Raw genomic sequence first — 21,563 nt, 5'->3', positions numbered from 1 at the left:
CGGGGAAATGCGAAATGTGTTTCCGCTACCCGACCGGCGACAGACGCGCATCGGAAAGGGCCCGGGCGAATGTCTCCAGGTCAAGAGCCTCACAGCCCGATTTTTCGCTGACGAGAACACGCTGAATCGCGATCCCGACATAGAATCCGTGAAGCACAATTTTGAAAAAGACGGTCGTGAGATGATGGACAAATTCCATGTCCAGAACGACGGCAGGTGACTTGCCCCACTCGAAACTCATATCAGCCCCATGAGCGTAATATAGAGTTCCTTCTTTGAAGGCCAATTCAGTGGACGATGCGACCAAAGCATCAATATTTGACTGAAGATTTTTATAAATATACGAAACGAAAATACTGGCTTCAACCAAGCATAAATCAGCTACGACATCTTTTATATGACGAGCAAGAATTTCTTCGTAGGGCCAAATGTCGGTATCTGATTGTCCCCAATTGAGAAAATGTTCTTGCGTCTGTGTGGTCATTTCGACCTCGTGAAAATGAAGAAAAGGATTTGAGCAACAGCGCGGTAGAAGTCCGGTGGAATCGCGCGATCCACTTCGACACTATCGTATAGGGACCTTGCCAGAGCCTTGTCTTCGACCACGGGTACGCCATGTTTTTCGGCCGTCTCGCGGATTTTGAGTGCCACGAGGTCTTTTCCCTTAGCCAATACGTGCGGTGCGCTCATCTCCTGCCGGTCATAAAGCAGCGCGATCGCATAGTGCGTCGGGTTGGCAATGACGACGGTCGCCTTGGGAACCGCAGCCAACATCCTCTTGCGCGAACGATCCTGCGCCAGCGAGCGCAAGCGCGATTTCACAAGCGGATCGCCCTCCGTCTGCTTAAATTCATCTTTCACGTCCTGACGTGACATGCGGAGGTCACGTTGCCACCGCAGCCGGGCCCAGATGAGATCAACGGCGACAAGCACGATCGTTGCGATGCTTACAGCCGAGATTAGCCGTATCGCCATCGTCAGGATCAACTCCGGGATCAAACTCGGATCACTGAACATGGCGTTCACGACCTTGTATTGCTCAGATTTTAGGAGCAAGAAAGAGACGATTGTAATCGCTAAAAACTTAAAGACGGATTTAAGAAATTCGACTTGACCCTGCTGTCCGAAAATCCTTCCCCACCCGCTAAGCGGTGAGATGCGCGACCATTGCGGGCTGATTCTGTCATACACAACGCTGGGAACGTTTTGCAGGATCGACGATATCAAGCCGCAGGTGGTGAGAACGGCAATAATCGGCAAAATAAAATGGCCGATCTCGAGCGCGAGCGACTGAAGGAGGATGATCGCGTCGGTTCCATTGTTGAGGGAGAAGTCTTTGGGATGGTCAATGAAGAGCGCAAGCCTCTCCGCCAAGGACTTCACGCCCTTCTCCGTCAGGAAGGCTATGATGATAAGCATTCCCACGATCGATGCGAAGATCGGCGCTTCCTTCGAAAACGGAATATTTCCTTTTTCGATCGCATCGCGGATTTTCTTATCGGTAGCGGCCTCTGTCTTGCTTTCCTTGTCTTCGTCAGCCATCGCGCACCAGACACACTACCGAATGAAGGTGTCGCCCTCGTTCTCCGAGCTTAGCTCGATTTCGCCGCGACCAGCCATCTCAAGAGCCAGGTCGGTTATCGCCCTTCTGGCATCGAGAACATCGCGCTGAGAGGCAGGTTCCTTGCCATTCAATTCATGTTCAACCATGCGGCGAACGCGCGATGCAAGTGAGCTCAATATGACATTTCTGAATGCATCGTCCGTGCCCTTGAGCGCCAATACGACACGATCGTTCGGAATCTGGTCAAAGAGCGCGGTGCGGGCCCTCGGCGTCAGGTTAACGATATCATCGAACGTGAACAGCAAGCCTCTCAGAATTTCGGCGGATTTCGGGCGAACTTCTGTGAGGCTTTGGAGCACCTCCTCCATGTGGTCGCGTTCCATCTTGTTGATGATATCCGCCATCTTGGCGTGCGTGTCGGCGCCCATGTTGCGCGAGAGGTTGATCATGAAATCTTCATGTATCGTTTTCTCGATGTTTCGCATCGTTTCATCGACGATTGGCTTGAATGCCAGCATGCGTCTCATCAAGCTGTTGCGTAGGGGCTGTGGCAGATGCCCCATCACCTTGGCCGCGCAGGCAGGTTTGACCTTCGAGAGGATAAGCGCTGCTGTCTGCGGATGTTCCTTCATCAGGTAAGTGGCGAGCGCAGCCTCGGACACTACCGATATCCGATCCCAGATCGAGCGATTCGAGTTGCCGAGCACATCCGTCATCAGTTCGGCGATCTGATCAGGCGGCAGGACCCCGCTCAGGAGTTTTTCGACCTCCCCTGCAGTCCCGAGGAGGCTCGCGCCGTTGGAAAATTCCGCCGCGAACTCCTCGATTAAGTTCTCGAGTTGAGCAGGTGAGACGGGGCCGAGTTCCGCGGCTGATCGCGTGATAAGCTTTATCTCTTCAGGATTGAAGCGCTGGAGAAGACGGCTTGCCGCTGGCTTCCCCATAGCTAGGAGAAGCGCGGCGACCCGGTCCACGCCCTGAATCGGCTTGGATTTTGGATTTGCCTTGACTGCAGTACTCGACGCCATGGTGGACGTTTCGCCTTAGCTATTGAACTCTGAGCTCGGAGGTCCAACAATTTCAGTAAGTGAGACACCGAAGCGGGAATTGTCGTCTTCGACAACGACAACCTCGCCGCGCGCGATGACGCGACCGTTCACCACGACATCGACGGGTTCACCGACGCGATGGTCAAGCGGAACGATTGCCCCGCGGCCGAGTTTCATCAGGTTCGCAACGGGCATCGTCGCCGAGCCGAGAACGACCTGAATCAGGACAGGGATGCGCAAGATCGAGTCGAGGTTTCGTCCGCTACCAATCCGGTCGTCGCGTGCATCTTGCGCACCTTCTCCACCCGGACTCGCCTTAGAGAAGAGTGCTTCATTGTGCCATGTCGTCGGGTCCGGAGCGCCCTCCTCGGGACCGTTTAGCGGCTTCTGCGTCATCAGAAATGACCTCTTCCCATTTTTGGTTTGAGAAACTGTGCGCTGTCAGCGCAGATTGTCAGGTTGATTGAAGGTGACCCTCGGTCGAGCCAAGGTGTCAGGTCTCTTCGCGCCGGTGACTCAGCGCCATCTGGCCGTGGCCCGCATCTCGAGCTCGAGTGACGGTCTGGAGTTCCGATAAGAGCACCTTCGCTTCATCAATCTTTGTGCCAAGCGCATCAAGAACGTCGCGCCCATCAGTGGTAAAGGCCCTCAACGCCGCTCCGGCTGAACCGAGTGCTTCCGCCGTCTGATCGAAGATGCGTTTGTACTCGGAATGATATGCATCAAGGCGCTTCAGCTTACGGTACATGCCGAGGACACAAACGCTCGTAATGACTAGCGCAAGGAAGAGGACAATATTAACGAGCGAGGACATCATCGATAAACTCCTGGTCCTGGTCAACGAAATCATCGACGCGCAAGACATATGATCCTTCTGCCTGCCCCACATGGCACCAGAAGAGGGCCTCATCATTGCCCTCGAGTTTGATCCTGCTTCGTGGTGTGGCTTGAAGATCAATGATCTGACCGATCTTGAGATCGGCGATCTCTCCAAGTGTGAGATGGCGTTCCTCAAGTACGGCTCTCAAAGTGACTTCTGTCCGCTTGACCTCACTGGTGATCTGCTTTGTCCACCGCGGGTCGCGCGCTGAGGAGTCGCCCGTAAGGACGCGAGCCAGAGTCTGGCGCATCGGGTTCAGGACAGATTGCGGGATGATGACGAACATCTCTCCCCCCCGGTTTAGGGCTTGGAGGAGAAATTTCGCGACCACAGCCTGGTTGTTGCGGCGACCGATGACTGCGAAATCCATTCGTGTTTCACTGCGCTCGAACTTGAATCGGGAGTCAGAGACGAGAGCGAAAGACGTTTGAAGCGCTTTACCCATCTGCTCGAAAATCGACTGTGCGATCCGAAGTTCAATATTCGAGAAGCCGCGCTCCTCGTCGACAGGCGGTTCGGACCCATCGGCGCCTAATAGGACTTCGACCATCGTGAAAACGAAGTCGCGATCGAATCCGACGAGGACATGACTGTCCCATTCAGGGGCATGAAACACGCCGGCGATGGCATTCGCCTCATAGATTTCAAGAATATCGCCGATACGCCCGCTCTCGATGCTGCTGAGCGAATAGTACATTGGAGAGGCGGCGAGGTGGCGTAGGTGGTCAGCACAATAGGTTGCCATGCGATCAAAGATCACGTGGAGCATCGGCAGGCGGTCGAGAGATAAGCCGGCTGCGTCGAGCAACCGATCCCGAATGTCATTGGCGCTTTGAGCGACGCTCATGATCAGGCTGCCTCCTTCTGTGCAACATCGCCACCCTTGCCGCCGCCGGAGATCGTTGCCGCCTCAACCTCGTCAATCGTCGGGCGATCCGCCGTTGAGATGGCTTTTCGACCATGCTCGACTGCAATCTGCGGAAGCGCCCCGTTCATAAAGGCGAGCAGGGTCTGCTTGACGATGGTATAGACGCGGCACTGCTTTTCCCGGGTGGTTTTGATCTTCTGCGCCAGCGGCGACAAGACGGCGTAAGACAGGAAGATGCCGGCAAAAGTTCCGACAAGCGCCGCGCCGATCAAGCTGCCGAGGATTTGCGGCGACTGGTCCAAGGCCCCCATGGCCTTGACGATGCCCAGAACGGCGGCGACGATGCCCAACGCAGGCAACGCCTCGGCGACCATCGTGAGCGTTGAGTAGGGCTTTATCTTGTCCCGGCGCAGCGTCGCTATTTCCTCATCCATCAATGCCTCGATTTCGTGAGGGCGGGCATTCCCGATGATGATGAGGCGAACGTAGTCGCAGACGAAAAGCGTTAGCTCTTGCTCTTTTAGAATGCCAGGGAAGGCCTTGAAAATGTCGGAGTTTTGGGGGTCGTCAATGTGACCTTCGACTTCGTTGCGGGGCTTGCTGCGGAGCTCGCGCATCAACGCGTAGAGGAGCCCTAGAAGCGCAAGATATTCGCCGCGCTTTGGCACCGCTCCGCTGATCGCCTCCATCGAGGCGCGGCCTGTGTCGATGACCGTCGGCATTGGGTTGGCGATGATATAGGTTCCGACGGCAATGCCCCCGATAATCACGAATTCCCAGGGCTGCCAGATGACGGCCAGGTGTCCGCCCATCGCGACGAAGCCGCCGAACAGGGAGACTACAGCAATAACAAAGCCGATTAAGACGCCCAATGACCCTGCCTCACATCCAGATCCTGATGTGCGCAAACTATTAGGAGAGGCTTGCGCGAAGCTGGAACGAATTCAGGTCAGGCTCGGGCAAGCCAGGAAATGTATTGCTCCGGTGATAGAGGTGGTCCTCATGGTGTCGACATTTACGAACTATCAGCTGATTTCCAGGGATATGCAAAAGTCTCTGGCTCGCACAGCCTCCGATCCGGTCGTGGCGCGGGAGACGGATTACTATCTCAAGAACATCGGCAATGTGAAGTCGATCGACGACCTTTTGGCCAACAACAGGCTCTACAAATATGCGATGAAGGCCTATGGCCTTGAGGACATGACCTACGCAAAGGCTTTCATGCGAAAGGTTTTGACGGAAGGGATTGAGAGCAAGGATAGTTTCGCAAGCCGCCTTTCGGACAACCGCTACAAAGAGTTTGTGAGCGCCTTCAATTTTGTCCGATATAAAGATGCGACCACGTCCTTTGAGCAGGCGCAGCGTGGAACTGCGGACAAGTATGTCCGCCAATCCCTGGAAGGCTCGGTAGGCGAGGAAGATCCTGGGGTTCGGCTCGCCCTCTACTTTCAACGGAAGGCCTCCGACATCAAAGGTCCTTTCGATATTTTGGCCGATCCGGCGCTGCTCCAAGTTGTGCAAACGGCGCTCGATATTCCGCAGAACGCGATGGGCGGCAGCATCGATGCGCAAGCCGCGATGATCAAGCGTCGCGTTGATATCGACAGCCTCAAGACGCCAGAGGGAGTTCAGCGATTTCTGCAACGTTTCACGAGCCTTTGGGACGTGCAAAACAGCACGACGTCATCGCCCGTTCTCGCGCTCTTTAGCGGCGCTTCGAGCACGGGAAGCATGGATGTCGACCTTCTCATGAGCCTGCAACGTATTAAGCTTGGCGGTGTCTGAACATGCAATCTGGACTCTATGTTGCGTTATCCGCGCAAGTTGCTCTTGAACGGCGATTGAACACGGTTGCAAACAACGTCGCAAACCTTGGAACCGGCGGGTACCGTGCCGAAGAAGTGAAATTCGAGACGATTCTCTCCGAGGCGGGGGCAGGGACGGTGGCATTCGTCTCGTCAGGCGAGACTTTCATCTCACGGCGGTCCGGACAGATTACGAAGACGGACAGTCCGCTTGATGTCGCCATTCAGGGTGACGCCTGGCTGGCGATCAGCACGCCGTCCGGAACCGTCTATACGAAAGATGGTCGGATGAAGATGAATGAGGCGGGAGCTCTCCAGACAATGGACGGGCATCCCGTTCTTGACATGGGCGGGACGCCGATCGTTCTCAATCCGACGGCGGGGCCTCCAAGTGTCGGAAAAGACGGCATGATCTCGCAGGACAACAATCAAGTCGGCTCGCTGGGCCTTTTCAGGATTGCCAGTCAGAGCCGTTTGACCCGCTTCGGAAACTCCGGCGTTATCCCGAACACTCCTGCGCAGGCCGTGCAAGACTTTACGACAATAGGTGTTCAACAGGGCTACGTTGAAGGTGCTAACGTCAACCCGGTCCTCGAGATGACAAAAATGATTACGATCTCTCGAACCTTCGATAGCGCGGCCTCGACGATCTCTGAAACCGAGTCCTCCATGTTGAGCGCAATCCGCGCCCTGGGGCCTAGCGCCTGAGGAGACCCCTGCCGGTTCGGCCTGCAATGAGTCTTTCTTGCGGTGCTGGAAGTGAGGCGCAAGATACAGCGACCTCCCAATGATATCGTCAGCCTGTACGGATGGAAGTCATGGATGCGTTAGAGCGGCTCGAGGCGACAATTGCCGGAGGACTGTCCTCGTCGCAAATGATCCGCGTCAGTGGGCTCCTCAGAGAGGTCGCTCCGAGCCACTATCGCGTCAGCGGCATCTCCCAATTCGTGCAACTGGGAGACCGCATCGGGATCGATGCGAAGGGGCGAGTCCAGGTTGGCGAGGTCGTGCGGATCGACGATGACGGCGTCACGGTAAAGCCGTTCGATGGCCGCATCGACGCGAGTGTCGGGCACCGTGCCTACAGGATGGGCAATATGGGCTTAAGCCCCCATCCTGGCTGGAAGGGGCGGGTCATCAACGCGATGGGCGAGCCGATCGACGATCTGGGGCCGCTCATGCCGGGATCCAGGCTCATGTCGAGCGACGCGGAGCCGCCTTCCGCGATGAGTCGAGCCCGCGTCCGAACTCCTCTCAAGACGGGCGTCAGATCTATCGATTTGTTCACCCCGATTTGCCAGGGGCAGCGCATCGGAATTTTCGCGGGATCTGGCGTCGGAAAGTCAACGTTGCTGTCCATGCTCGCGCGGTGTGAGGGGTTCGACACCATTGTTGTGGCGCTCGTAGGCGAGCGCGGGCGCGAGGTGCGCGAGTTTCTCGAAGGACCGATCGAGCAAAACCGCGGCCGCTCCGTGATGGTTGTCTCGACCGGCGATGAAAGCCCGATGATGCGTAGGCAGGCCCCCAAGACGGCGCTATGCATCGCGGAGTACTTCCGGGACATCGGTGAATCCGTTCTTCTGATCGTTGATTCTGTCACGCGATTTGCTCATGCAGCGCGCGATGTTGCGCTGGCCGCAGGAGAACCGGCCGTCGCGCGCGGCTACACGCCCAGCGTTTTCAGCGATCTCCCGAGGCTGCTTGAACGCGCTGGGCCAGGCGAAAATGGAACAGGCTCCATCACGGGGATCTTCTCGGTTCTCATCGATGGCGATGATCACAACGACCCGGTTGCCGACAATATCCGGGGAACGTTGGATGGGCACATCGTCCTTGATCGCTCCATCGCTGATCAGGGTCGCTATCCCGCCATCAATGTCCTTGGCTCGATCTCTCGCCTCGCGGACAATGTCTGGACTCCGGAGCAGAAAGAGCTTGTGAGAAGGCTCCGGGGCATGATCGCTCGGTTCGAGGACACTCGTGATCTTCGCCTTATGGGGGGCTATCATCACGGCAACGACCCAGAGCTCGATCAAGCGGTCGTCCTCGTTCCGAAAATCTATGACGCCCTACGACAGGACCCTTCGACGCCGCCGAGCACCGACGCGTTCATGGAACTCGCGCAAGTTCTGCGTCAGTGAGGCAAGCACCATTTCATCAACACTCACCGGCGATTTAATGTCGCGCGTTGGAAGCCAGCCTCGCACAAGCCAATGCTCGTTTACTTATACTGCGATACACTTTCTTGGAGCCCACAATGAGTCTCTATGGCGTTCTCCGCAGCGGCGTTTCTGGCATGAACGCTCAGTCGAACAAATTGGGCACGGTTGCCGACAACATCCAGAACGCTAGTACGAGCGGCTACAAGAGAGCATCGACCGAGTTTTCTTCTCTCATCCTGTCATCAGGAAAAGGGGCTTATAACTCCGGCGCGGTTACCACGACCGTGCGTTACTCGATCGGCGACCAAGGGCCTATGTCCTATACGACATCCGGAAGTGATCTCGCGATCTCCGGCAACGGTTTCTTCGTGGTGTCCGACAAGTCGGGGTCGCCTTACCTGACGCGCGCAGGAAATTTTGTTGTCGATGGTCCCTCCGGAAATCTCGTCAATGCGGCGGGCTTCGAGCTTCTGGGCTACAGCCTGGCGGGCGGCGCACCTAACGTGGCTCTGAATAGCCTCGGTGGGCTCGTGCCAGTCAATGTTTCGTCGATGGCCATGCAGGCTCGTCCCACGACAGCCGGCACCGTTACCGGTAATCTTCCGTTCGGCGATGCGCCAGTCAATGCAGCAGACCGGCCTCCAGCGGGTGCAATCTTCTCAAAGAAGTCGTCGCTCGTGACGTATGATAATGTCGGTAACGCGGTTACTCTCGATATCTACCTCACAAAGGCATCCGGCAATACCTGGGAGGTCGCCGTCTTCGACGCGGCCAATCCGTTCCCCGGCACGCCTCTCAGTGCCCCCCCCACGACGCTCACATTTGACACAATGGGTCAACTGACCGGCGCCAGCTCCATGAGCTTCACTATTCCAAACGGCCAGCCGTTTACGCTTGATATGGCAGGTATGACGCAGCTCGCCGGCGAGTATCAAGTCACGGGCGCCTCAAATGGCAATGCTCCGACCGCGGTCAAAGGGGCTGAGTTCGGATCGGATGGCACCGTGTACGCCGTCTACGAGGACGGCACGCGCATCGCAGCCTATAAAATCCCGCTGGCAAATGTCCCGAGCCCGGACAACCTCACGCCGCGCGCCGGGAATGTCTACGAGGCGAGCATCGAATCCGGCGGTATTCAAGTCGGTTTTGCGGAACAGGGCGGATTCGGAAAAATCGCGGTCGGCGCCCTTGAGCAGTCGAATGTCGATATCGGAACGGAGCTTACCGCGATGATTGAGGCGCAGACCGGATATACGGCCAACTCGAAAGTTTTCCAGACCGGCTCAGAGCTTCTTGATGTCCTTATGAGCCTGAAGCGCTGAGTTCTGTCCGTCGTTCTTGCTGGAGCCTGATATCATGGGTTTGTCACTCGCGCTGAATACCGCGCGTTCATCGCTTCTGGCGTCCTCGTCGCAGTTGGCGGTTGTCTCGCGCAACACTGCGGGTGCGACGGACCCTTTCTATTCCCGGAAGGTTGCGACCCTGGTCACCGGTGGGGGCTCCGCCCGGGTCTCGATCACTCGCGCGAGCGATGCTGCCCTGTTCTTCAAGATGCTCGGAACGACCTCTAATGCTGCCAGCCAGCAGGCAGTTTTAGAGGGATTGGACAAACTCAAGCAGACCGTCAACGACACGGCGCTCAACCAATCACCCGCCGCGCGGATAGGCGCCCTTAATTCGGCCCTCCAGCAATATGCCAACGAGGCGGACAATCCGATCCTCGCCAAGGCGGTTTTGACTAGAGCGAGCGAGCTTGCGAACGCTCTTAACGACGCCACCGCGACGGTACAAAAGGTCCGTGAAGACGCGGATGCCGCAATGGTGGAGTCCGTCAACCGTGTGAATGGTTTGCTGAGTCAGTTCGAGACGGTCAACAAGGCCATCGTGAAAGGAACCACGTCGGGCGCCGACATCACTGATAGCCTTGATACCCGCGACCGCTTGCTGGCGCAGCTCTCCGAGGAAATGGGCATCACGGTCGTGACGCGCGAGAACAACGATGTCGCGATCTACACGGAAAGTGGTGTCGCGTTATTCGAGAAGACAGCCCGTTCTGTTACCATTAATAGCGCCACGGTTGGATCGCCTGTCTATATCGACGGCGTCCAGGTGACCGGGAAGGGCGCCCCGATGCCGCTGCATTCGGGCCGCCTCGTCGGGCTGGCGACTGTGCGCGACGACATCACAACCGCCTATCAAGCGCAATTGGACGAAGTCGCCCAGGGGCTGATCGTCGCTTTCGCGGAGAGTGATCAGTCGGCGGTTCCCGTGTTGCCGGACAGCCCTGGTCTCTTTACTTACTCAGGCGTCCCACCGGTTTTGCCGGTTGGTGCAGCCCTGAAGGGCCTTGCGGGGACCATCAGCATCAATGCCATGGTCGATCCCGCCCAGGTGGGTGGCGACCTTGACCGTCTCCGGGACGGCGGCATCAACGGCGACAGCTATCGCTACAATCCAGGTGTGGAGGGTACCGATGCGGCTTTCTCCGGTCGGTTGTACGAGCTTGCGGACAAGCTCGCTTCCGACCGACCATTTGATTCCACACTTGGCCTTGGAGCTACCGCAAGTCTCCAAGGCTTTGCAGCGTCATCTGTGGGTTGGCTCGAAGCCTCTCGCAAGAGTGCTGCAACGAGTGTCAGCTATCAGACCACGCTTCTCGCGCACGCTTCCGAAGCGCTCTCGAATGCGACGGGCGTTAATATGGACGACGAGACGGCCATGATGCTCCAACTCGAGAAATCCTATTCGGCATCGGCGAAGCTGATCTCAGTGATCGACGAAATGCTGAGAACGCTATTGAACGCGGTGAGGTAAGATCATGAAGACGACCTTCATATCCACACTCAACCTGTGGAACTCACCGCGCAGCGCGGTGAATAAGATGCAAGCAGATCTCGCAAAAGCCAATGAGGAGATCACGACCGGTCGGTATGCCGATGTCGGGCTCGAGCTGGGATATCGAACTGGCCAGGCTATCACCTTGCGTCAGGAACGCGCGGAGCTCGATGCCCTGGTCGATGGAAACGGCATGGTGTCCTTGCGCCTTGGCGCAACGAAATCCGCGCTCGACAATATCCGGGGCTCCGCCGAATCCTTCCTGAATTCACTCTTGTCGGTTCCCCCCATGGAACGCGGCGCCGAGACTGTGCGGGATAGCGCCAAGACGCAGCTCAAGGCCCTGATATCGGAGCTGAACAAGTCGACCGGCGGGCAATACATTTTTGCGGGAACAAACACGAAGCAAAGGCCGGTGAGTGAATATACTGAGGTTCCTCTGTCGGCCACAAAGTCCGCCGTCGATGACGCCTTTCAATCGTATTTTCCCTTCCCACAGACATCTGCCGCAGCATTCAACATCACTGCTGCCGAAATGGATGACTTTCTGACGACAACCTTCGAGCCCCTCTTCAATTCGGCGAGCTGGCAGGGAACCTGGTCGACGGCATCGAGTCAAAACCTCGAGAGCCGGATCTCGACGACCGAGAAGGTCGAGACCTCAACCAGCGCAAATCAAGATGCGATGCGAAACTTGGCAATGGCCTATACGATGGCAGCCGATCTCGGTCTCGCGGGTTTGAGGCCCGAGACGCAGCAGGTCATCATCGACCGGGTCATATCGATCCTGGGAACTGCAACGAATGGCATCGTCGACATTCAGGCGCAACTCGGGACGGCTGAAAAGAAAGTCACCGACGCCAATCAGCGCATGGGCATCCAGAAGAACATTCTGGATCAGGGTATTGGACGGCTGGAAAATGTCGATCCCGCTGAAGCAAAGACAAGAGTCGATGCGCTGACGACCCAAATCCAGATGTCCTACTCGCTGACCTCCCAATTGCGTCAGCTTAGTCTCCTGAAGTATCTGTAACGCCAGCCATGGTGCACCATGTACCGATTTTCCTATGCTGAAATCCTCGAAGATGCATCTGATGGATGCCGCGAACGAGAGAGGCTCGCATTTGACCGTGCAATCGACCTGCTCAATGCCGCCAATGCTAATGGCGTGAATTCGCGAGAGGGATCGGATGCCCTCTCGTTTGTTCAGAGACTCTGGAGCCTCTTGATTGAAGACCTCATGAGTCAAGACAATGGGTTGCCGGAAGCGCTACGGGGACAACTCGTCTCCGTCGGACTCTGGACCATGAAAGAGGTCGATCGCATCAGGCAGGGGCAGTCATCCAACTTTGGCGGTCTCATCGACATTAACACAATGATCCGTGATGGCTTGAGATGAGCAAATCCATGCACCTTTCTCTGAAAGCAGGCGAGCGGATTTTCATCAATGGTGCCGTCCTGCGCGTCGACAGGAAGGTATCAATCGAACTGCTGAATGATGCGACGTTCCTGCTCGAGAACCACGTACTCCAGGTGGAGGACGCGACCACACCGCTGCGGCAACTATACTTTGTTGCCCAAGCACTCCTCATTGATCCAGGGAATTCCGAAAGGGCACGGGCGGTCTATCGGGATCTCCACGACGTGACCGTGGGGACGCTCACCCAGGAAGAGATCGCAAGCGGATTGAAGAATGCGGCTGAGATGATCGAGGCCGGTCGGACTTTCGATGCGCTCAAAATCCTGCGTAGCCTCTTTTTGGTAGAGAGCGCCGCTCTCACCACTGCCACTGACATTCAACCCATTCAAGCAGCATAGCAGGAGAGGAAGAAATGGACGTCAACTCCGTTATGGGGGCAAATTCCGCCCAGCAATCCTCGAAAAAGTCGGCGGCAGCGGCGACCCCCACGCTCAATTACAATAATTTCCTGAAGTTGCTGCTTGAGCAAATGAAGAATCAGGATCCCACGGCCCCGATGAAGTCGACGGATTACATGGCTCAGCTAGCTACGTTTTCGCAGGTTGAGCAGACGATGGTCGGAAATTCCAAACTTGACGCGCTACTATCCTCATCAACCCTGTCTCAGGCTGACGCCGTCATCGGACGCACCGTCACCTCGGCCGATGGCAAGACGACCGGTCAAGTGACTTCTGTACGGATTACCAATGACGGAGCGGTCGCCAATCTGAATAGCGGTAATGAAATTCTTCTCGGTCCTGGTGTCGTGATCAGCTGACAATGAATGAAGTCGATGCGCTTGAACTGGTCCGGACAGCGATCTGGACGATCATCATCGGAGCTGGGCCGGCTGTCGCCGCGGCGATGGTCGTCGGCATTCTCATTGCTCTCGTTCAGGCGCTCACCCAGATCCAAGAGGTCACATTGACCTTCATCCCTAAGATTATTGCCATTCTGATTGTGACGCTTTTGACGGGGTCTTTCATAGGGTCCCAGATATTTACTTTTACGGAGCAGGTCTACGGGAGGATCACCTCGGGATTTTGAACGGTGAGTGTCTGCCCGAGTATACTCCGTAACAACTGGTTGCGCCGGTTGGATATTCCATTTTCAGCGACGACGGACGTGAAGGGGACGCTCGCGCAAGCTTGATGGTCGAATTCTCTTTCGTAGAGAGTTCGAAGATGGATTTGAGCCGACATGGCGACCAGCGATGTTGCAAGCCTAGAGCGCAACAAGAGCAGAGATATTGCCTTCGCAGGCGGTATCGTCTGCATTCTCGCAATCCTCTTTCTTCCGATTCCGGCCTTTCTGATCGACATTGGGCTCGCCTTGTCGATCGCCTTATCGGTTCTGATCCTGATGGTCGCGCTTTGGATTCAGAAGCCGCTGGAATTCTCGGCGTTCCCGACCGTCCTCCTTATTGTCACATTGTTGCGACTAGCGCTTGGCATTGCGACGACGCGCCTAATCTTGGCCAATGGGCACCAAGGTGTCTCAGCCGCAGGTCACGTCATCAGTGGCTTTTCGCAGTTTGTCATGAGCGGCGATTTTGTGATCGGTCTCGTGGTCTTCATTATTTTGATCACGGTGAACTTCCTCGTCATTACCAAAGGCGCGACGCGCATCGCGGAAGTTGGCGCACGGTTCACGTTGGACGCCATTCCCGGCAAACAAATGGCGATAGATGCGGATCTGTCCGCCGGGTTGATCGACGACAAAGAGGCGCAACAGCGCAGGCGTGAGCTGGAGGAAGAGAGTGCCTTCTTCGGTTCGATGGACGGTGCATCCAAGTTCGTGCGCGGTGAGGCCGTCGCGAGCCTGATCACGATCGCGGTCAATATTTTCGGCGGCATCATTATCGGCGTCACGCGCCATGGGATGCCTCTTGCCAAGGCCGCGGATGTCTTTACGAAACTGTCTGTCGGCGATGGACTTGTGGCGCAGATTCCGGCGCTCGTCGTGTCGCTTGCTGCGGGCTTGCTGGTTTCAAAGGGCGGGACGCGTGGACCGGCCGAGCAAGCGGTTCTAGGCCAACTCGGCGCATATCCTCGAGCACTGATCGTTGCCTCTGCACTGATGTTTGTGTTCGCGCTTGTTCCGGGCCTGCCGCTCGTGCCATTTACCGGCTTGGGTTTGCTGCTTGGATTCGTCGCCTATACGATCCCTCGGCGACTCGCGGAACAAAAGGCCGCCGCCCGCGCCAAAGCCGAAGTCGACGCGGAGAAGGGGCGAAGCGATGCCCGGGACTCGGTCAAGGAATCCCTCAAAACGGCCGAGATAGAGCTTTGCCTGGGCAAGCACTTGGCTGTGCAACTCTTGAGTTCGCATGGCGAATTGGCGCATCGGGTCAGCAAGATGCGACGCAAGTTTGCGCAGCAATACGGATTCGTGGTTCCGGACATCAAACTCTCCGACAGCTTGACCATCCCACCCAAGAGCTATCAGGTTAAAATCCATGGCACCGTTGTGGCGTCACAGGAGACAAGGCCCGGAGAACTCTTGGTGGTCCTGGGTGACGGACCAGTGCCCGACGTGCCCGGCGACGAAATTCGCGAACCGGCCTTTGGCATGAAGGCCATGTGGATATCGGATGCATACGCGAACGAGGTCAAGCGCGAGGGGTTTAATCCGGTTGACAGCAACTCAGTCTTGTTGACTCACCTCAGCGAAGTCATCCGCAACAATCTTCCACATCTTCTCTCGTATAAAGACATGCGAGCGCTACTTGACCGGCTTGATCCGGAGTACAAGCGGCTCATTGACGATATCTGCCCGTCTCAGATCTCATATTCTGGCCTGCAAGCGGTTCTGAAGCTTCTTCTCGCGGAGAGAGTTTCGATCCGCAATCTTCATCTCATTCTTGAGGCCATCGCTGAAATTGCGCCTCACGCGCGACGCTCGGAGCAGGTCGTTGAACACGTGCGGATGCGCATTGCGCAACAGATCTGCGGCGACCTGGCAGAGGGCGGTGTATTGAATGTCCTGCGTCTCGGAAATCGCTGGGACCTCGCTTTCCATCAGAGCTTGAAGCGTGATGCCAAGGGGGACGTGATCGAGTTCGATATCGATCCCCGCCTTGTCGAGCAGTTCGGAACCGAGGCTTCCGAGGCGATCAAGCAGCGCATGAAGGAGGCTCACACTTTCGCCGTCGTCACGGCGCCCGACGCACGTCCCTATGTCCGGATGATCATCGAGCGATTGTTTTCGACGCTGCCGGTTCTGTCACATTTGGAAATCGCACGTGGCGTGGAAATCAAGTCTCTCGGTACGATTTCGTGACGACGGTAACACCGGAGACCTTCATCGCGATCTTCGTGATTTTCTGCCGAATCGGCGGATGCCTTCTGATCGTGCCAGGATTTTCGAGTGCGCGCGTCCCACCGCAGGTGCGGCTGTTCATTGCGGTCTCGATCACGCTGGCGATTGCCCCGCTGCTGATCGAGAAAATTCGTAGCAGCCTCGCCAGCCAGAGCGACGTTACGATCCTCTGGTTGATCGTCTCGGAAACGTTGACCGGATTATTGATCGGCTTGCTGGGTCGGATCTTCTTCATGGCGTTGCAGACGATGATGACGGCGGTCGCGATGGCGATCGGCTTCGGCAGCATCCCCGGCACGTCCATTGATGAGCCGGAGTCCATGCCTGCGATCGGGTCCTTGGCGCTGATGGTTGCCACCGCGCTGTTCTTTCTGTCCGACCTTCAATGGGAGATATTTCGCGGGCTTCTCGCCTCATATGCGCGCCTCCCGCCCGGGCAGGGCTTTGGTGCCCAGGTCGCTCTCATTCAAATCACGGATCAAATTTCGGCAGCCTTCCTGCTGGCGCTACAAATCAGCAGCCCGTTCATCGTTTATTCGGTCATCGTCAATCTGGCCGTTGGAATCGCAAATAAGCTGACGCCGCAGATTCCGGTCTACTTCCTCTCAACCCCATTCGTGCTGCTGGGCGGTCTTCTGATGCTGTACTTTCTGTTCAAGGATTTCATGACGCTTTTCATGATGGGATTCGCAACATGGTTGGCTCAGGGTTGAGGCCCGATGGATAAGCGGCTCCGAAAGAATGAGAGACTTCTCAAGGTGCAGGAGCAGTTGCATAAGATCGCCGAATGGAAGCTTGTGAGTCTTCGACGTCAAGTGACCGACCTGCAAGAGACCCAAACTGTTCTCATCCAGGCGTTGAACAGCGACGATGCCTTGCACGGTCTCTTTGTCGAGCCTGCTGCGCGCCGCTTGCATGCTCTTGCGGGGCAGGAGGAACAGGTGAGGCAAGCGAGAGATGCGCAAAACGAAGTCGTACTAGACCGTGCCATGCAGGTGAAGAGGACCGAGCGTGTCGTTGATGCGCTTGCGCTGGAGTATCAGAGAACTACAGAAAAGAGAGATTATCTCGCCTTGTTGGACGGGTTCGCGTCAAAGAGCGATGCAAGCCTCCCGTAAGCTCGCGGTGATATGACGCGGATGTTGAATGACGGATCGCGAAAGGCTTCCTATGGGGATCAACCCTCCCTCCGATATCGTTCAGGATGTGGCGCTGGCCGCCAATCCGATGAGATATCAAGCCGCCGCTAATAGACTCTCGGAGCTCTCTCGTTCATCCGATCCCGCTGAGTTCGGCAACGTTTTGAATGGCGCGATGGTGCGTTCGTTAGGCCCAATGGCGCTGGATGCGTATTCGGCGCGAACGGCGATCCGCAACGACGCAGCGCTCTCGGCTGGGGGCAAGCCGCTTGAGGCATATCAAAAATTCGAAGCCTTCATTCTACAAAGCTTCATCGAGACCATGTTGCCAAAGGACGCGGAGAACACCTTCGGCAAGGGAACTGCGGGAGGCGTCTGGAAATCGATGATGGCGGAACAGATCGGCACGCAAATTGCGAAGGCGGGCGGGATTGGTATCGCGAAGAAGGTATTCGCTGCGCATCCTCCGGCGAGCCTCCATGAGGGCACTCGGCCAGCGCGAACTGATCAAGTAACTCCCGGGGGCGAGACCTAGGTACTACGCTAAAATCCAGAAGTACCGCCCTCGCTCGGTCCATCCCCCTCAGAAAGCTCAACGGATATCCGCATGCTCATCCAATCAATTGAACGACTGGAAGATACGATTGAGGCAGAAACCATCGCGCTTCTGTCGCATAGCGTCGTCGATCAGGAGGAGTTCAATCGACGCAAAAGCCAGAGTCTCCTTGAGCTGAGTCGGTTGGTCCGCGTGATTCAGGACGAACCTGTCGACCCGGATCTGATCGCCCGTCTGACCCAGTTGCAGATGAAGCTTGAGCAAAATCACTCGGTGATCGAAATGCACTTGCGCGCTGTGCAGGAGGTTTCCGAAATCGTTTCCGGCGCGATCAGGAGCGCCGACTCGGATGGCACCTATTCAGCCGGCCTCTATCCTCAGGGGTAAGGCGGGATGGCGAGAGTTCTTGTCACTGGATTTTGGATCTGTGCGATCACCCTGATGTCCTGCTACGCCGCCGTGTATTGGGGGGCGGGCGTAACGGCGTCGAAGAAAGAGGAGTACCTGGAGGGTCTGGAGTATCAGAAGGTGCGCGCCATCAATGTTCCGGTGATCGCCGAAGGGAGTGTTCAAGGGTACGTGATCGCCAACCTTGTCTTCACCGCCGATGCAAAGACGCTTCGCACTCTTTCTGTTCCACCGAACACGTTCCTCATCGACGAAACGTTTCGGCAAATATATTCCGACGAGAAGTTAGATTTCAGGAAACTCTCGAAATACGACGTCACGACGCTTCTGAAAAACATCAAGGCCAGCGTCAACGAACGGCTAGGGGCAGACATCGTCAAGGATGTGCTCATCGAAAATTTTAATTTCGTTAGTAAGGATGACGTTCGATCCTGATAGGACGATATCATGGTGGGGAAGTCGTCAATCCTCCGACGATCGTTTGAGAAGATCGTCGAGCTTAGGCGTTTCGAGGATACGGGTGATGGCCTTGAGGCTCTCCTCGCTCGCGGCCATAATGACTCCACCGCAAACGCTACGCTGACCTGCAAGTGCATAGCGCAGAGCTCCCGCCGGCTCCAACGTGCCCGGTCGGCGTGAAACGAATCCCTGGACTGACGACGGCCTTTCATTAGATCCGTGTACGATCTCCACCCCAGCGAGACGCCCGATGATTGCGCGCGGAGTGATCCGTAGCTTCTTCTGGTCGCGAAAGCCCATAATCAGTTGCGGGTTGAAGAGAGTAGTCGTCACTTCCGGTTCAAAATGTAGAAGCCCCGCGACGGAGATGGGTCGATCAGATGTTTCGAAATGGTCGAAAACGGCTATCGCGTCGAGATCGCGCGCACACGCGAAAATCCGGCGATGATGGTAATCTGGACCGTTTACGGTGCTCACCACCTCGAAGATGTTGACCCCGCCGAGCACGGTGGTTGATCGGAGCCACGCGACTCCTGCGGTCTGCTCCCGTCCATCCGGAATCGCGACATTGTGCGCACGGGACGCGGCAATGTATTGCCGAACGGGACCCGTTTCGAACTCTCTGGCGCCACCGGGATCGGTAATCCATCGGACGCCACCGGAGGAGTAGACGAATGAGGTGCAGTCATCATGTCCGTGACGGGCGCGCTGTTCAGATATGGCTGCCGCAAAGTACCCCCACTCCTGACCAGGCTCGTAGTGCCTCGCAACGATGACACCGGTATTCGGAAGCGCGAACGTCCTTGGTCCCCGCGGATAGGATAGCGCCTTCTTGATGCTTCGATTTGAGGCCAGCCCTTGCCCATAGGTGGCGATGAGCCGCTTGAGCCAAGATGCATGATGGAGACCTGGTGGCGCATCTCCAAAAGGCGGCAGCATGCCGGCCGGGTCCGTGAGCGCGATGGCGGTCAAGATGGCAGTCTGCAACCGCGAGGTGATGGTCTGCCGAAACTCTTGCGCCTCGGGCACATACTCAAGAACTGCCGTCAGAATGAGGCCGAGTGAGATGATCTCCAAGCGGTAGTGCTGTGACGGTTCATTCAACGCACCGTCAGGACCTATCAATTCGTCGAAGCCGTCGCGCAAATGGGCGAGGGCGATGGAAGACCAGTGGCTCGACAATGGAACACGGGGGATCGCCCTTGCCAGTACGAAGAGAGCGCTTGCCGCGTGGAGCTGATAGACGGAATGCGAGAAGACATTCTGGCTGATAATCTGCGACAAGGCGAAACAGTGCCGGACCACTTCTCCCAACAGAGCGAGAAGGGTGCCGGGTGCGACCTTCGCTTCTGATTTTAGAGATTTCGATAGCAGTTCGAGCAGAGCCTCGGCGCGTGCCGCCAATGGCAGCGGATGGACGCTTAAGCCATCCGCAGGTTGCCCGCATTGGTTGGACGCCGACCAAGACAGCGCCAGTCGAAGTGCGTGCGCCAAAGAGTCTGAATTCTCGCTTCCCGCGAGGTCGAGCAACCATGAGAGGGATTGGAACTCTAGCCGCCATGACGGCGACCGGAACGGATCCTCATCCCAGTTCGGGTCGCTTGGCAGCGGCCAAGTTGGGAATGCGCCAAGCCGGAGGTGATCCGATGCCGCTTGACTACGTTCGCCCCGCTGGAGAACGCGCAGCCGTCTATGGATGAGGAGTGGCGAGACCAGTGCTTCCCTGTCTAGCAACTGGTTCAGAAGGTCGCTTTGCGCGCTTGATTTGTTTCCGGGTGCAAGGTGCAGCTGCTTGGCTAGGAGCTCCAAAAAACCGGTTGCACCCGGAACCTCCTCGCTCCAGATGTTTTCGAGCAGGAGCTCATCAGGCAATGACACTTCAAGAGGAACGATCAATTGAAGAGGCGCGTCATAGCGCTTTGCCTGGAAGCCAAGTTCCACCGTTGCAGCGTGCGCCGGTGGAGCGAGGTCCAGCGTAAACCGACGAGCCTGCGTAGAAGCGGGGATATTGATAAAGGCACCGATCGCGGGGACCATAAGGGTATCGGGATAGGGCGGCGAGATCAGCTCTCCCTCAGCATCGCGGAATACAACGCGTGCAAGTCCGCCCTCGTGTTCGGCATTCGTGACGAGCATCTGGCCACGGACGGAGAGCGGCCGACCTTGAACCAGGGCATAACGAAACCAGACCGGCTCGGACTGCAGCGTTTTCCAATTGTAAGGGACGCGTAAAGACGCATCGATCTCTGCTTGAGAGGGGGTAGTCGTTTCGTCCGCAGAGGCGGGGTCAGCCGAATCCGGCTGCGCGAATTGACGCAAAACCACGCTGTTGATCTGAAAAGCGTGCGTATTGCGCCAACTGCGCACGGCGATGAGCAATTGCCTCGCTGGTGCCGGGGCCAGAAAACAGAATCGGACTCTGCTCGATCCGGCGTGATCCGCGCTTCGCTCGAGGTAGGCCGGGCCTGGGATATAGTCGCTGTAGGGATCGATCTGTGCGCGTGCGAGTCCGGGCACATGTGTAAAGTCGATGTCGGATCCGTCGCTTGCGAGAAACGAGATGCCAAGCGCGGCGAAGTCATGAATATTCCGCGCTTGTTCATCGGGATGCCAGCTGATTTGAAAGCTGAATTCGCACCACGCGCCCGGTTCAATATCGTGAAACTTAAGAGCTACCCGCGACCATCGATTCTTGTGCGTGACGATGTGCACTCCGTCGATCGGGCCGGGCGATGCATCGCCCGCATATTGTGTCGATACGGGAGCAATCTGTTTTACGCGCAACATGGATGCAGGAGGGCTCCGAAACTCACTAAAGAACGTCGTACGGTCGTCAGGCGACTTTTGATGATGCGTCTTGCGCGTCATCCAATTTCGATCTCTGAGTCCTATACCCCTGCCGATGCACGGTGCGCGACTGCGGCATGATCGCTCGGCTCGTCGCGGGGCCTTGTCGATACGAAAGTTTTTGAAATCAACCCATGAAGGTATATCCGATGTATCTTTTTGCTTCGATTGGATCGTATCCGAGGCGCTGTCTGAGCTTCTTGCGCAATTT

General features: G+C 56.7%; 24 protein-coding genes and 1 pseudogene. 16 read left to right on the top strand and 9 right to left on the bottom strand.

The window, feature by feature from the left end:
* Positions 1–25 precede the first annotated feature (25 nt).
* From I2H38_RS20050 to motA, 7 genes are all read right to left on the bottom strand, one after another.
* Positions 26–484 carry a hypothetical protein gene (locus tag I2H38_RS20050; protein ID WP_210324889.1) on the bottom strand — a complete coding sequence of 153 codons (459 nt, stop codon included), beginning with the start codon at positions 482–484 and terminating at the stop codon, positions 26–28.
* Positions 481–1,542 (bottom strand): flagellar biosynthesis protein FlhB, encoded by a 1,062-nt coding sequence (gene flhB / locus I2H38_RS20045; RefSeq protein WP_196273652.1) that lies wholly within the window; start codon positions 1,540–1,542, stop codon positions 481–483. The genes I2H38_RS20050 and flhB overlap by 4 nt, the downstream gene beginning before the upstream one ends.
* 15 nt (positions 1,543–1,557) lie before the next feature.
* Complete coding sequence (locus I2H38_RS20040; RefSeq protein ID WP_196273651.1) at positions 1,558–2,592, bottom strand: flagellar motor switch protein FliG; 1,035 nt, start codon at positions 2,590–2,592, stop codon at positions 1,558–1,560.
* 15 nt (positions 2,593–2,607) lie between these two features.
* Complete coding sequence (gene fliN / locus I2H38_RS20035; protein ID WP_210324888.1) at positions 2,608–3,009, bottom strand: flagellar motor switch protein FliN; 402 nt, start codon at positions 3,007–3,009, stop codon at positions 2,608–2,610.
* 97 nt (positions 3,010–3,106) lie between these two features.
* Positions 3,107–3,430: a hypothetical protein gene (locus I2H38_RS20030; protein WP_196273650.1), complete on the bottom strand. Its 324-nt coding sequence runs from the start codon at positions 3,428–3,430 to the stop codon at positions 3,107–3,109.
* The gene (locus I2H38_RS20025; RefSeq protein WP_196273649.1) at positions 3,411–4,340 is read right to left on the bottom strand and encodes a flagellar motor switch protein FliM; all 930 of its coding nucleotides are present in this window, start codon (positions 4,338–4,340) and stop codon (positions 3,411–3,413) included. Before I2H38_RS20025 ends, I2H38_RS20030 begins: the two co-directional genes overlap by 20 nt.
* 2 nt (positions 4,341–4,342) lie before the next feature.
* The gene (motA, locus tag I2H38_RS20020; RefSeq protein ID WP_196273648.1) at positions 4,343–5,233 is read right to left on the bottom strand and encodes a flagellar motor stator protein MotA; all 891 of its coding nucleotides are present in this window, start codon (positions 5,231–5,233) and stop codon (positions 4,343–4,345) included.
* Positions 5,234–5,363: 130 nt separating this feature from the next.
* Here motA and I2H38_RS20015 point away from each other — a divergent pair, with 130 nt between their 5' ends.
* From I2H38_RS20015 to I2H38_RS19940, 16 genes are all read left to right on the top strand, one after another.
* Positions 5,364–6,146 carry a DUF1217 domain-containing protein gene (locus I2H38_RS20015; protein ID WP_196273647.1) on the top strand — a complete coding sequence of 261 codons (783 nt, stop codon included), beginning with the start codon at positions 5,364–5,366 and terminating at the stop codon, positions 6,144–6,146.
* Positions 6,147–6,148: 2 nt separating this feature from the next.
* A complete protein-coding gene (flgF, locus tag I2H38_RS20010) occupies positions 6,149–6,874 on the top strand; it encodes a flagellar basal-body rod protein FlgF (RefSeq protein ID WP_196273646.1) in 726 nt (241 codons plus the stop codon).
* Positions 6,875–6,984: 110 nt separating this feature from the next.
* Positions 6,985–8,307: a flagellar protein export ATPase FliI gene (gene fliI / locus I2H38_RS20005; RefSeq protein ID WP_196273645.1), complete on the top strand. Its 1,323-nt coding sequence runs from the start codon at positions 6,985–6,987 to the stop codon at positions 8,305–8,307.
* Positions 8,308–8,423: 116 nt separating this feature from the next.
* A complete protein-coding gene (locus I2H38_RS20000; RefSeq protein WP_196273644.1) occupies positions 8,424–9,650 on the top strand; it encodes a flagellar hook protein FlgE in 1,227 nt (408 codons plus the stop codon).
* Positions 9,651–9,684: 34 nt separating this feature from the next.
* The gene (gene flgK, locus I2H38_RS19995) at positions 9,685–11,142 is read left to right on the top strand and encodes a flagellar hook-associated protein FlgK (RefSeq protein ID WP_196273643.1); all 1,458 of its coding nucleotides are present in this window, start codon (positions 9,685–9,687) and stop codon (positions 11,140–11,142) included.
* A 4-nt stretch (positions 11,143–11,146) separates the two neighbouring features.
* A complete protein-coding gene (locus I2H38_RS19990) occupies positions 11,147–12,196 on the top strand; it encodes a flagellar hook-associated family protein (protein ID WP_196273642.1) in 1,050 nt (349 codons plus the stop codon).
* Positions 12,197–12,214: 18 nt separating this feature from the next.
* On the top strand, positions 12,215–12,562 hold the full coding sequence (flaF, locus tag I2H38_RS19985; RefSeq protein WP_196273641.1) for a flagellar biosynthesis regulator FlaF: 348 nt from the start codon (positions 12,215–12,217) through the stop codon (positions 12,560–12,562).
* The gene (flbT, locus tag I2H38_RS19980) at positions 12,559–12,981 is read left to right on the top strand and encodes a flagellar biosynthesis repressor FlbT (RefSeq protein WP_196273640.1); all 423 of its coding nucleotides are present in this window, start codon (positions 12,559–12,561) and stop codon (positions 12,979–12,981) included. The genes flaF and flbT overlap by 4 nt, the downstream gene beginning before the upstream one ends.
* A 14-nt stretch (positions 12,982–12,995) precedes the next feature.
* On the top strand, positions 12,996–13,400 hold the full coding sequence (gene flgD, locus I2H38_RS19975; protein WP_196273639.1) for a flagellar hook assembly protein FlgD: 405 nt from the start codon (positions 12,996–12,998) through the stop codon (positions 13,398–13,400).
* 2 nt (positions 13,401–13,402) lie between these two features.
* Positions 13,403–13,669, top strand: coding sequence for a flagellar biosynthesis protein FliQ (fliQ, locus tag I2H38_RS19970; protein WP_196273638.1), 267 nt, complete (start codon positions 13,403–13,405; stop codon positions 13,667–13,669).
* Between the two features lie 153 nt (positions 13,670–13,822).
* Positions 13,823–15,904 (top strand): flagellar biosynthesis protein FlhA, encoded by a 2,082-nt coding sequence (gene flhA, locus I2H38_RS19965; RefSeq protein ID WP_196273637.1) that lies wholly within the window; start codon positions 13,823–13,825, stop codon positions 15,902–15,904.
* The gene (gene fliR, locus I2H38_RS19960) at positions 15,901–16,656 is read left to right on the top strand and encodes a flagellar biosynthesis protein FliR (RefSeq protein WP_196273636.1); all 756 of its coding nucleotides are present in this window, start codon (positions 15,901–15,903) and stop codon (positions 16,654–16,656) included. The genes flhA and fliR overlap by 4 nt, the downstream gene beginning before the upstream one ends.
* A 6-nt stretch (positions 16,657–16,662) precedes the next feature.
* Positions 16,663–17,061, top strand: coding sequence for a hypothetical protein (locus tag I2H38_RS19955; protein ID WP_196273635.1), 399 nt, complete (start codon positions 16,663–16,665; stop codon positions 17,059–17,061).
* A 52-nt stretch (positions 17,062–17,113) separates the two neighbouring features.
* A complete protein-coding gene (locus I2H38_RS19950) occupies positions 17,114–17,617 on the top strand; it encodes a rod-binding protein (protein ID WP_196273659.1) in 504 nt (167 codons plus the stop codon).
* Between the two features lie 72 nt (positions 17,618–17,689).
* The gene (locus tag I2H38_RS19945) at positions 17,690–18,025 is read left to right on the top strand and encodes a flagellar protein FlgN (RefSeq protein ID WP_196273634.1); all 336 of its coding nucleotides are present in this window, start codon (positions 17,690–17,692) and stop codon (positions 18,023–18,025) included.
* A gap of 6 nt (positions 18,026–18,031) precedes the next feature.
* Positions 18,032–18,481, top strand: coding sequence for a hypothetical protein (locus I2H38_RS19940; protein WP_196273633.1), 450 nt, complete (start codon positions 18,032–18,034; stop codon positions 18,479–18,481).
* Between the two features lie 27 nt (positions 18,482–18,508).
* Here I2H38_RS19940 and I2H38_RS19935 read toward each other — a convergent pair whose 3' ends face one another.
* Positions 18,509–21,373, bottom strand: a complete 2,865-nt coding sequence (locus I2H38_RS19935; protein WP_196273632.1) for a heparinase II/III domain-containing protein — start codon at positions 21,371–21,373, stop codon at positions 18,509–18,511.
* A gap of 106 nt (positions 21,374–21,479) precedes the next feature.
* A pseudogene (locus I2H38_RS21150) lies at positions 21,480–21,563 on the bottom strand (DNA-binding response regulator); the annotation flags it as partial.

The organism is Microvirga alba (genome assembly GCF_015694465.1).
Lineage (GTDB): Bacteria > Pseudomonadota > Alphaproteobacteria > Rhizobiales > Beijerinckiaceae > Microvirga > Microvirga alba.
This window is presented reverse-complemented; position numbering and strand designations above follow the sequence as displayed.